At 42.3% G+C, this 11186-nt stretch carries 10 protein-coding genes and 3 pseudogenes; 8 read left to right on the top strand and 5 right to left on the bottom strand.

Features of this window, described 5'->3' with window-relative positions:
• Positions 1-122: pseudogene (locus tag R8O11_RS07845) on the bottom strand (IS5/IS1182 family transposase); the annotation flags it as partial.
• Positions 123-259: 137 nt separating this feature from the next.
• Here R8O11_RS07845 and R8O11_RS07840 point away from each other — a divergent pair.
• A complete protein-coding gene (locus R8O11_RS07840) occupies positions 260-1033 on the top strand; it encodes an EAL domain-containing protein (protein WP_203514069.1) in 774 nt (257 codons plus the stop codon).
• A 7-nt stretch (positions 1034-1040) separates the two neighbouring features.
• Here the strand turns inward: R8O11_RS07840 and R8O11_RS07835 are convergent.
• The 4 genes and pseudogenes from R8O11_RS07835 to R8O11_RS07820 all read right to left on the bottom strand — a co-directional run.
• Positions 1041-1199 (bottom strand): annotated as a pseudogene (locus R8O11_RS07835) (IS66 family transposase); the annotation flags it as partial.
• A pseudogene (locus R8O11_RS07830) lies at positions 1195-3481 on the bottom strand (Tn3 family transposase); the annotation flags it as partial. The pseudogenes R8O11_RS07830 and R8O11_RS07835, both read right to left, overlap by 5 nt.
• A gap of 83 nt (positions 3482-3564) precedes the next feature.
• Positions 3565-3864, bottom strand: coding sequence for a type II toxin-antitoxin system RelE/ParE family toxin (locus R8O11_RS07825; protein ID WP_016151372.1), 300 nt, complete (start codon positions 3862-3864; stop codon positions 3565-3567).
• Positions 3857-4099, bottom strand: coding sequence for a type II toxin-antitoxin system ParD family antitoxin (locus tag R8O11_RS07820; protein ID WP_016151373.1), 243 nt, complete (start codon positions 4097-4099; stop codon positions 3857-3859). The genes R8O11_RS07825 and R8O11_RS07820 overlap by 8 nt, the downstream gene beginning before the upstream one ends.
• Positions 4100-4294: 195 nt before the next feature.
• Here R8O11_RS07820 and R8O11_RS07815 point away from each other — a divergent pair, with 195 nt between their 5' ends.
• The 7 genes from R8O11_RS07815 (at position 4295) to R8O11_RS07785 (ending at position 11111) form a co-directional block, all read left to right on the top strand.
• Positions 4295-4930: a recombinase family protein gene (locus R8O11_RS07815; RefSeq protein ID WP_031847521.1), complete on the top strand. Its 636-nt coding sequence runs from the start codon at positions 4295-4297 to the stop codon at positions 4928-4930.
• 180 nt (positions 4931-5110) lie between these two features.
• On the top strand, positions 5111-6040 hold the full coding sequence (locus tag R8O11_RS07810) for a PD-(D/E)XK nuclease superfamily protein (RefSeq protein ID WP_262652261.1): 930 nt from the start codon (positions 5111-5113) through the stop codon (positions 6038-6040).
• 217 nt (positions 6041-6257) lie between these two features.
• The gene (locus R8O11_RS07805) at positions 6258-6851 is read left to right on the top strand and encodes a tyrosine-type recombinase/integrase (RefSeq protein WP_258644214.1); all 594 of its coding nucleotides are present in this window, start codon (positions 6258-6260) and stop codon (positions 6849-6851) included.
• Between the two features lie 189 nt (positions 6852-7040).
• A complete protein-coding gene (locus R8O11_RS07800) occupies positions 7041-7445 on the top strand; it encodes a DUF6088 family protein (RefSeq protein ID WP_258644213.1) in 405 nt (134 codons plus the stop codon).
• Position 7446: 1 nt separating this feature from the next.
• Complete coding sequence (locus R8O11_RS07795; protein WP_258644212.1) at positions 7447-8388, top strand: nucleotidyl transferase AbiEii/AbiGii toxin family protein; 942 nt, start codon at positions 7447-7449, stop codon at positions 8386-8388.
• A gap of 19 nt (positions 8389-8407) precedes the next feature.
• Positions 8408-9925: a type I restriction-modification system subunit M gene (locus R8O11_RS07790; protein WP_318194062.1), complete on the top strand. Its 1518-nt coding sequence runs from the start codon at positions 8408-8410 to the stop codon at positions 9923-9925.
• A complete protein-coding gene (locus R8O11_RS07785) occupies positions 9915-11111 on the top strand; it encodes a restriction endonuclease subunit S (protein WP_318194061.1) in 1197 nt (398 codons plus the stop codon). Before R8O11_RS07790 ends, R8O11_RS07785 begins: the two co-directional genes overlap by 11 nt.
• The last annotated feature ends 75 nt before the right edge of the window (positions 11112-11186 follow it).

The following is an 11186-nucleotide window of genomic DNA, read 5'->3' as shown; positions in this document are numbered from 1 at the left end:
TGTTTGTTTTGCTTCCACTCGGCTATCGTTTCCTCATCAATCCAAAAGGTCAGAGAACCACGGTTTATTAAGGCTTTATTGTATTGCTTCCAGTTAGTTGTTTTGTAACGAGGTTTCGGCATGAGGCTACGACGATTGATGGGTATAGCACGATCAGATCGTAGATTTTTGATTTAGTTCCACCGATTTAAGCAAAAAAGCCTAGGATTGCGACAAAAACTCAACTATATTTACAAACTGTGTAAAAGTAGGAGTGCGTATGTTTACTGTTGAATATTCAACGTGTGGTGGTGTTACAATCAGCAACAAAAATAGCTATGTAACCCTAGAGTTTTTATTGCAGCCAATATACATCCCTAAATCTGGAGAAACGATCTATTGCGAATGCCTCTCAAGAGTAATTAAAGAATCAGGAGAGACATTAAATAGTGAATCCTTCTTCGATAATATTGACGATGAATTCATTAAGACTGTTTTTTTACTACAGATGGAATATTTTAGTAATATAAAAACGTCTAAAGGTATTTTTTTGAATTTAAATCTATCTGCATTAGAAGATGATGAATTTGTAGAGAAGGTTATAAATAAAAATGTCTATAATAAATTTCATATAGAAATAAATGAAATAAGCACTTCCATTAAATTTAGTAAAATACTAAAAAATATAAAACGACTTCAAAAGTTAGGTATGTTAATCGTTCTTGACGATTATTATGAAGAAAATATAGCGGCTCACTTATCTTTAGGGGTAATTGAATGGGACTATATTAAAATAGATAGGTCATTCTTATTATACAATTCTGGTGATGATGATTGCTTAAAGTCTCTTATTTTTGTTTTAAGGACTTATTGTAAACACGGCTTGATAATTGAAGGGGTTGACACTTACTTCCAGAATGAATATCTTAAAAAATATAATCTTTTGGCTCAAGGTTATTTTTACTCTAGACCAAGAAAGGTGACTAACGAACGAGATTATCATCAAGAATCAGAGTTAATGAAGAAAAAATCAAAAGCAAACACTTATCATTGACATTTTAGTCGGCTTGAACCACGATTTGCTCAAGTAAGTTCTTTTTCAGTGCTTGATACAGTGGTTTGAACTTCTCGCTCACCTGAATCACCCACCTTGCCATCGTGGTTCTCGATAACTCGATACCTGACTGTGTAAACAGGGTTTCCTGACTATACAGCGGCAGTATTCGTCATGATTTCAGTAGGGTTTAATCCGGTTTGCTGTTCCAATAACCCTTCGAGTACGAATATGGAATCTCGTAGTGTTCCTGGTATAACGATTCCGTGAAATCCAGAAAACTGATCGGAGACGAAGTTATACCATGTGATACCACGGCTGGAGCCAAAGTATTTTCGGTTCGCACCTGAATTGACGGTTCTTATTGGTGTGATAAATCGCATCCCATCAGCAGAGGCAACTTCACCTCCGCCCCAATGCTTAGCTAGTGCAAGAGTAGACTGAAAATCGACCAGTTTCGCGTTGGCTTTTACTAACGTTTCAGCACGTAAATAATTTTGTTTAACCCAACTGAGTCGGTGTCTGGTTAAAGCAGGGATATGAGACTTTATCAGTGGCTCAAGGCCGATATTGCAAGCTTCGGACAGTAACACGGCGCAGATACTTACCGTTAAATCATTGGCACGTGCGTTAGATTCGCTAATATGAGTGAATTCATCGGCAAAGCCAGTATGAGCATTGACTTCAAGTAGTAGTTCTGTGAGGTCTACGGCAGGAAGTAACGCCTCAACTTGTTTGGATAATCCCTGTAAGCTCGGAGGGTTATCTAGTCTATCAATATTTGTGATGGTCAGAGCTGGTCGTTTCCCCGAGATATCAATATCCACCGAACCATTATCGTCAAAATTTGCGGCAACCTGATGATAGGTTGTATCCAGTTGCCTGACTAGCGCATCGATGGCTTCTTTTGCGTTTAGCGGATGTCCCAGTGATCGACAGACCTGAATTCGGTTGGACTGCCACTCTTGCCCCTGCAAAAGTTTGGCTCTCGGATCGCCCCAGCGATCGCTGTTTTCGACATAGATATCTCGTCGGCGCAAGCTATCCTGTAATTTATCCAAAAAACACAGTGTGTAGCCTCGTTTAGTCACCCGACCACCTTTATCTAATACCAATCGCTTCCATGGATTAGATACGATATCCACTGGCGCATCATCAAGAATTTGTTTTTTTGAGTCGAGTAGTTGCGCTAAGTACTGGTGAACTTCAAGCGTTTTGTCTCCCGCAGGAGCGGCGGAAAATTCGATATCACGGAGCAGTTTTGGTAGAAAACGCCGAACTCGCCCGTACTGTTCAACCATCTCTTCATGAAAATTGTCATCATAAGGTCGGGCTAACTCGTGTACGGTAGAAATAGATTGCGCTAGCTTTTCCCGTGAAAATTTAGCAAAGATTGACGGACGTAGCGACTCATCATCTAAGTTGTCGTCTAGCAGCAGAGCACAAACTTTAGCTAAAGCCAGTGCAGATTTATCCAAATCTTTTAGAGTACGAAGACGCTTTTTCTGTCCTAATTTCTTCGCTTCGCCAGCGATATTTGTAATCAAAAGATCCAGTACATCCAACGCTTCATCTAATGCAATAATTTCATAGGCTTTCACAAAAGCCACGAGTATCGCAGTACGCTTAGTCTCCGGCATACGGCCTATTTTGTATGCCGAGATCATTCCAGCATGACGGGCAATATGTTTAAACCGGACGGGAGGAATACCAGTAAAATCCAGTTCAGTTATTCCATAGGTTTGAAGTGCTTTGTAACGTTCAATAGCCTCATTAAATGCAGGGCCAATTGACCGGCCCCTTACGAAAACGGTCGAAGTGTGTTGTTCTGGCTGCTTCAGGAATTTGTAGTAAGGAATCCAACCTAGCTTGCTGATCCGAATTTGGGAGACTGGATAGTTGCTGCCACAATCGGTTTTCTGCTCGGTCTCTGATTTGTGAAATTAAACGGGTTAAAGTTGATGCGCCTGGTAAAAGGATTTTATGTTGGATCAGCCATCCGGTCGCTAAATCAAACAGTAAACTCGGGCGTTCATTACTGATCCAACTCCGGCTATAGAGAAGGCGGGATAACCGGAATGACCACGGCCAAACAAACTCACGATAACCATACTGATTGCGGATCAGAGCGGTATGCTCGCGGCGTGTGGTTTCGCGCTGAGAATAGTCAGACAAAATACCAATATTGGTTATATTCAGTTGCCTTGCGACAAACCATTGGGTATTCGTTGGGATTTGATTTAAATCGATCAAGAAAGTACCAAGAAAGCGAACACAACCTAATTGCAGCGCAACTCCAAATCGATTGTGTTCACCACGTCTTTGTGTAATAAAAGCTAAGTCAGCCTCGTCCAAATGGAAGTACCGCGCCAATTGAACATCATTCGGCTCCCCATTAAATTGCCCGTAACTATTTTTTTGTTCAGTGGTTAAAAAATCTACGGGCATAGCCAAAACCTCTTATTGGTTACACAAACTCAAATCAGTGACGTATTGTTTTCCCATTTCCGGCATGTAAGCCATGAGGAATTTTAATAAATATCTGGATGGAAATGCCGCAATGGTTCCATTTGCTGATGAAGAATACGGATTATGTAAATACTATGAGGTTGTGGGCGATAAAAAATAGCATGTTTATGGTGATCGTGGCGGCGAAGCCCTTCGGCAATTTCGGGGCACTCGTAACCCATCAAAGGTTGTTCTGCAAGCGTTAGCAAAACGTCATGCATACTGTCTGTATAAGCATCCGCTTGCTCTATGCCAAAGTTCAATAGGGTGTATTCAAAGATATGCTCAAAGTCTTCTGCGGCGAGGTTGGAAAGTTTATACATTGTGTCTCTGCTTTACTTTAGTCGCAATGTCATGAAGTGATAATGAGCATTGACCACTCTGCTCTCCGGCTTCAATCGCCATTTTTAGAGCCGTGGTTTGTTTCTCTTGCCTTTCGAGTAGCCGCAATGCAGAACGAACTACTTCGCTTGTTGAGCCATAGCGACCAGTCGCTATGAGTTGGCCGACAAACTCATCTAGCTGAGACCCAATCGTAACACTAGTTGTGCGTGACATATTTCCACCTACATGTGTGAATAATTAACACACCAATAATAGGTCAACTAAAATTCAAAATCAAATCACGATCTTCGTATGACAATGAAGTATACTTATAAGTCACACGTAAAAATTGACACGAAAAGTAGATTTGTCATAACCTATTTGTCACACTTGTTTAGATCATAATCTAAATGTCACTTTGAGGGGCTTATGTACATCTTTGGATACTTAAGAGCATCAACCTCTGATCAGAATGCAAAACGTGCTCAAGGTGCTTTACAGGAGTTTGCACAGCAAAAGGGCTTTCGAATAGCAGGTTGGTATATTGAGAATGAATCGGGAGCCTCATTACAAAGACCTGAATTACTCCGATTACTTGATGATGCTGCAATTGGTGATGCGATCATAATAGAGCAAATTGATCGTCTTTCTCGACTTGATGAAGAAAGTTGGTTCAAATTAAAAGAAATGCTGAACCAAAAGGAACTTAAGGTAATCAGTATCGATTTACCAACTAGCCATATCGCTTTTGCGCCACACATTCCCGACGAGTTCACTCGTTCGATGATCAGGGCTATTAATGGGATGATGATGGATATGCTCGCTGCAATTGCACGAAAAGATTACCAAGATCGACGGCGGCGGCAAGCTGAAGGGATCATGAAGGCTCGAGAAGAGGGAAAATATCGAGGAAGACAAGCAGATCTCCAGCTTCATGAAAAAATCTATCAGTTAAGAGTTATCAATGGGTTAAGTATCAGTGATACCGCTAAATTGACGAATGTGTCCACTAGAACGGTAATTCGGGTGGCTAAGAAGTTAGCAAGTGAGCGTTCATTGGGATAAGAAGCTTAACGTTTCTGTTCCTTATGGGCTCTAGTCCCCTAAACAAGAAATGCCCCTTTCCTTGCCAGCCGCGCTTAACCTCACAAATCATAATGAGGTGATTTGACCTACTTTTTCTTATCTATGTAATGTCTAGGGAAGTGGGTGCTTACAATAACGACTATAGGAAAGCTATGGCTAATGAAAGAATTAAATACATTTCAGAGTGTTAACGAGCGAGATGTTGACCTATTAGTGCTAGAGGAGCTTAATGTTTCCGACTCATTTGCTCAATGGTTTGTTTGTCGTGTTCGAGAAGAAATAACCTCAGTGAAAACGCTCGGTGCTTGGCACTCTGTCGTAGATACTAACCTAGGCGAGTCAGACTTAGTTTATATCTATCAATCAGATGACTTATCTTCACAAGCAATACTTATTGAAAATAAGATTGATGCTTCAGCTCAGGCTCAACAAGGAGAGAGATACAGGCTTAGGGGTAACAGAGGTTTAGAAGATGGTCTTTGGCAAGATTTTAGAACATGTATCATTGCCCCAAAGGCATATATTGCTCGAAATGCGGAGCCGTACGACGCTGCCATTTCATATGAAGAAATAATGGTTTACCTTGCTGCCCAAGGTGATAAGCGAGGACTCTATAAGGCGCAGACATTAAGAGATGCTATTGAGAAAAACAGAAGGGGTTACGTTGCGACGGTTTGCCCCAAAACAACAGAATTTGCACAAAAATACTTAGCTTATGTCTCAGAACATTTTCCTCAATTGAATCCCGAGCAATCAAAACCCCGAGCTAATGGGCACGACTGGATTCATTTCTACCCCGATCCAATAAATAAAAAAATACGAATCATTCACCAGATCTACGGCAAAGTCATCAAGTTGCAGTTTCTAGGCCAAGCAGACAGTTTTGATGATATCAAAAGTCAATTTGAAGGTTTGGAAGGTAGTGGATATCGAATCATAAAGTCGGGAAAATCAGTAAACATAGAAACACCATTACCTCAAATATCAATCGCAGAACAGAGTTTTGACTCAGTATTGGAAGAAATTAGTATCGCACTAAATAAAGCCCAGCAGTTGCATTCGTGGATGGTAAATCACCCTTCTGTGTGACGTTAAAGAAACGATGCTCAGGAAAACGTATATCTAGAGGCTTGCTGATGGGGCATGAAACACAGAAATGCCCCATTATTAGACAGCGCAAATACTCTAGCTAATTTAAGTCGCCAATTCTTACCTACTCTTCAACTGCATATCCATTCAATCCGCCACTATTCAATTCTAACTAAAATTCATAAGGCCATTTCTAAAGTCATAGAGGAGGTCAATTATGTGGACGAAGAAAGGTCATCTAACTGGGCAGAAAAAGCCGTTCAAGCTTGAGGATATATGGCGAATTCGTACTCGACTTGAGATCGAGGAAAACATCATGGAACTCGCATTGCTGAATCTCGCCATAGATTGCAAGTTACGATCATGTGATTTGCTTAGAATGAAAGTGAGAGACATATCTTCTGGTGGTGTCATTCAAGATCGTGTCCTCTACAGTCAAAGTAAGACGGGGCGAGAGGTGCAGTTTGAGATCACTTCCCGTACAGCACAATCGTTAGCACAGTGGATCATGAAAAGCCAAATTACCGCAGCAGATTACCTATTTCCAAGTTCCAGAAAACCGGATAACGCTATGAGCTATAGCCATTATCTGAAAATCATTCGTCGTTGGGCCGCGAAGCTTGGCTACGATCCGTATCTGTATGGTACTCACTCAATGCGCCGCACGAAAGCCACACTCATTTATGCACGGACAAAGAACATCCGTGCGGTTCAATTATTGCTTGGACACGTAAAACTCGACAATACCATTCGCTACCTTGGCGTTGAAATCGAAGACGCATTAAACATATCTGAGAGTACCGATTCTTGAACTAGGTCATTCTTTTTTGTCTTTTAAGGTGGGCTACGGAGGGTGTCGGTAAAATTAATTCTAAAACAATTGCTTATATCAAAAAAATATGTCTAATCATGCCGTTTTTTTTCATGGCACTATGCCGCATCTATTCCTTGAATGTACACGGTCAGTTATACTGCTGTTATTGTACGTAAGGAGGTTCAAATGACAGCAGTAGACCGCATTTGTCAAAAGATAAAGCGTTCAAGACGTTATGTATTTGAACGCAAAGACTTTGATGGATTTGCAAGTTACGACCAAATAGGTCGGGCACTCAGGCAGCTTGTGCAGCAAGGGGAACTAATGAAGCTTGGTTATGGTTTGTATACCAAAGCAAGAATCAATAGCCTCACAGGTAAGCCTATGCCCACCAATCCAGGTGGCACCGATGCTCTTGTGCGTGAAATTCTTAAAATGAAAGGCGTTGATTTTGAGATGGATAGTCTATCGCTACAAAGTCTTTCAGGCACGAGTACCCAAATTCCATTTTCTATTCAGTATTCATGGGACCCAAAACAGTTTAATCGCAAACTGGTTGTTGGTAGTCGTGTGCTGAACTTACCAAGTTAAAATGAACACACTAAAACAACAATTCCTTGAGGTTTCCGATGCGCTTGAGCTCGGAAACCCAGCCATTATTGAAAAAGATTACTGGGTCGTTGCCTTACTTGCCGAGCTAGTGAAAGTTTCTCCTGAACATCATCAAATGGTCTTTTCTGGCGGCACGGCGTTGGCGAAATCAAACGTTAAAATTCTAAGAATGTCGGAGGATGTGGATATAAAACTCATCCCCAACCAAGCATTTGATGAACTGAGCCGTGCGAAAAAGAAAGAAGCGAGAAAGAAATGTGTAAATGAGATAGAACAAGCGATCACTCAGTCAGAGCTATTTACCGTTGAAGAGCGTTCTGTGCGAGATGAATACCGCTACGTCGAGCTTGAACTTAAATACCCGCAGCAGTTTAGTCAAGCGCCCTGCCTTCGCCCGATCATCAAGTTAGAGTTAATCGAGACCATTCCATTACTGGATGTGGAGCCGCGCAGCATTCAATCTCTGGTCGCAGAGTTGTACCAACTACCACAAGAAGTGAGTGCATTTGATTGCGTCTCTATCCATGCAACATTGGTTGAAAAAATCATTTCGATGCTGCGTCGTACCATGTCGGTAAAACGCAATACGGATCGAAGCGATGATGTTGCACTCGTGCGCCACATTTACGATGTGCACTGCATAACAACGCTCTCAATGCCTGAACTCAACGGGATTGTCGGTCTATTCAAAGCGGTATTGGAAGAAGATATTGCCCGCTTTGGCAATCAACATGCTGAGTTTGTTGCCAACCCCAAACAAGAGCTACAACTTGGCATCAAAGAGCTTGAGGAGAATCCAATTTTCCGCCAACGCTTTCAGGACTTTGTTACGCCAATGGTGTTTAACACCGAACCCCATGATTTTGATACCTGCTTTGCCTCATTTAAACGCATTGCAGCATCGCTAATTGAAAAAATTTAACACTATTCGAGATAATTTAATGCCAAATTCACCAATCAACCAAGATGAAATCAACAAAGCCGTCTGGTCGGCGTGCGATACGTTCCGTGGCACCGTAGATCCATCCATCTACAAAGACTTCATCTTGACCATGCTGTTCTTAAAGTACATCTCAGATGTACGCCAAGACAAAGTGGAAGAACTCACCACTCAGTTCGGTGGCAACCAAGATATGATCGAAGCCATGCTTGCTAGCCAATCTTTCAAAATTCCAGTAGGTTCAACATTCTGGGATTTGTATGATGCACGTAATACCGCAGGTAACGGTACTCGTATTGACCAAGCGCTGCACGCGATTGAAGAAGCCAATGGCACCAAGCTAAAAGGCGTATTCCAAGACATTAGCTTCAACACCGATAAACTGGGTGATGAAAAGCAAAAGAACGACATCCTACGCCACCTATTGGAAGACTTTGGCAAGCCAACCCTAAACCTACGTCCAAGCCGTGTTGGGTCATTGGATGTGATTGGTAACGCCTACGAATACCTGATCAAACACTTTGCCGCTGGCAGCGGAAAATCGGCAGGTGAATTCTATACCCCGCCAGAGGTGTCGGATCTGCTTTCTATCATCCTTGAGCCACAACAAGGCGACAGCATTTGTGACCCAGCCTGTGGCTCAGGCTCACTACTGATGAAATGTGGTAAGCAAGTTCAAAAGAACTTTGGCGGCTCTAAGCAGTATGCCTTGTTTGGTCAAGAAGCGATTGGCTCAACGTGGTCACTGGCGAAAATGAACATGTTCCTGCACGGTGAAGACAACCACCGCATTGAATGGGGCGACACCATTCGTAACCCTAAGCTACAAGACAGCAATGGTGGCTTACTGCACTTTGACGTTGTAACCGCAAACCCACCGTTCTCGTTAGATAAATGGGGACATGAAGATGCTGAAAGCGATCACTTTGGTCGTTTCCGCCGTGGCGTGCCACCGAAAACCAAAGGTGACTACGCGTTTATCTCGCACATGATTGAGACTTTAAAACCTGAAACTGGTCGTATGGGTGTGGTTGTGCCTCATGGTGTGCTATTCCGTGCATCGAGTGAGGGCAAAATCCGCCAACAACTGATTGAAGAAAACCTGCTAGATGCAGTGATTGGCTTACCTGAAAAATTGTTCTTCGGTACAGGCATTCCAGCGGCAATCTTGATCTTCAAGAAGAAGAAAGACACCAAGGATGTGATGTTCATTGATGCTTCGCGTGAGTTTAAGTCGGGCAAAAACCAGAACGTATTGACACAAGAGAACATAGATAAGATCGTCAAAACCTACCGTAGCGGCGACAACGTGGATAAGTACGCCTATGTGGCAACCCTTGATGAGATCCGCGAAAACGACTACAACCTTAACATTCCTCGTTACGTAGATACGTTTGAAGAAGAAGCCGAAATTGATTTGATGGCTGTGCGTAGTGAGCGTTTAGCGCTCCAAAGCGAGCTAACTGACTTAGAAGCGGAGATGGCAGGCTACCTAGAGGAGCTGGGTTATGGTGCATAACACAGTAGCAGGTATCCTCCCAACTGACTGGTCTGCATCTTTATTAAAAAATGTATGTCAAGTTGTTAGAGGCAGCTCTCCTCGTCCAGCAGGAAGCCCTTTGTATTTTAATGGTGATTATTTGCCTTGGGCAACAGTTGCAGATTTGACCTGTAATGACGAGATGTATCTATTAAGCACCAAAACAATGCTTACAGAGGCTGGTGCACAAAGAACTCGAATTACCGAACCTGGCACATTGATGCTTACAAATAGTGGCGCAACTTTAGGTGTGCCTAAGATTTCAAAAATAAGATGTGGCGCTAACGATGGAATCGCGATGCTATTAAAACTAAATGGCATCGCTACGAAGTTTGCTTATTTCTATTTATCATCTAAAACTCAATATTTCCGCGAGATTTTAGCTCCAGGAGTAGGGCAACCTAACTTAAATACAGAAATCATTGGGGATTTGGGAATACCAGTCCCCCCACTCCCTGAACAACGCAAAATCGCCCAGATCCTTTCAACGTGGGATCGCGGTATTGCAACCACAGAAAAGCTGATTGATGCCAGCAAACAGCAGAAAAAAGCCTTAATGCAGCAGTTGTTGACGGGTAAAAAGCGTTTGGTTGATCCTGAAACGGGTAAAGCGTTTGAGGGGGAATGGGAAGATACTTATCTTTCAAATATAGCTTCGATAAAAAAAGGGAAAGCCCTAAGCGCTAAAAACCTTGTAGCTGGCAGTTACCCTGTTATTGCAGGAGGTAAAAGTAGTCCATATTCACATGTCGATTTTACCCATGAAAATGTTATTACGGTCAGTGCAAGTGGAGCTTACGCGGGATATGTGTCATTCCACCCTTACAAAATATGGGCATCAGATTGTTCAGTCGTAACAGCAAAACCTGCCAATTATCTTGGGTTTATTTTTCAATGGTTACAACTAAACCAAATACGCATTTACTCTATGCAAAGTGGCGGAGCACAACCGCATATTTACCCTAAAGATCTTGAGGTAATGAAGTTGCGAGTGCCTAAAATTGAAGAACAGCAAAAAATTGCCTCAGTTCTCACCGCTGCCGATAAGGACATCGAGTTGTTAGAAGTCAAGCTTGCTTACTTCAAGCAAGAGAAAAAGGCGTTGATGCAGCAGTTGTTGAAGGGTAAGCGCCGCGTAAAAGTGGCAAAAACCGAAGCCGCTTAATTAGCGTATCTTTTGACAACCAATACAGGGCTTGTTTAGCAAGCCCTGATTAACAATAAGAACAATGTCATAGGC

The organism is Vibrio sp. 1288 (genome assembly GCF_033344475.1).
The sequence above is the reverse complement of the archived record's forward strand: the minus strand, read 5'-3'. Positions and strand labels throughout refer to the sequence as shown.

Bases quoted from the DNA above. Each gene is read 5' to 3' on its own strand.
- R8O11_RS07785 (WP_318194061.1), top strand. From the start codon at position 9,915: ATGGTGCATAACACAGTAGCAGGTATCCTCCCAACTGACTGGTCTGCA.
- R8O11_RS07815 (WP_031847521.1), top strand. From the start codon at position 4,295: ATGTACATCTTTGGATACTTAAGAGCATCAACCTCTGATCAGAATGCA.
- R8O11_RS07810 (WP_262652261.1), top strand. From the start codon at position 5,111: ATGAAAGAATTAAATACATTTCAGAGTGTTAACGAGCGAGATGTTGAC.
- R8O11_RS07790 (WP_318194062.1), top strand. From the start codon at position 8,408: ATGCCAAATTCACCAATCAACCAAGATGAAATCAACAAAGCCGTCTGG.
- R8O11_RS07795 (WP_258644212.1), top strand. From the start codon at position 7,447: ATGAACACACTAAAACAACAATTCCTTGAGGTTTCCGATGCGCTTGAG.
- R8O11_RS07800 (WP_258644213.1), top strand. From the start codon at position 7,041: ATGACAGCAGTAGACCGCATTTGTCAAAAGATAAAGCGTTCAAGACGT.
- R8O11_RS07805 (WP_258644214.1), top strand. From the start codon at position 6,258: ATGTGGACGAAGAAAGGTCATCTAACTGGGCAGAAAAAGCCGTTCAAG.
- R8O11_RS07840 (WP_203514069.1), top strand. From the start codon at position 260: ATGTTTACTGTTGAATATTCAACGTGTGGTGGTGTTACAATCAGCAAC.
- R8O11_RS07820 (WP_016151373.1), bottom strand. From the start codon at position 4,099: ATGTCACGCACAACTAGTGTTACGATTGGGTCTCAGCTAGATGAGTTT.
- R8O11_RS07825 (WP_016151372.1), bottom strand. From the start codon at position 3,864: ATGTATAAACTTTCCAACCTCGCCGCAGAAGACTTTGAGCATATCTTT.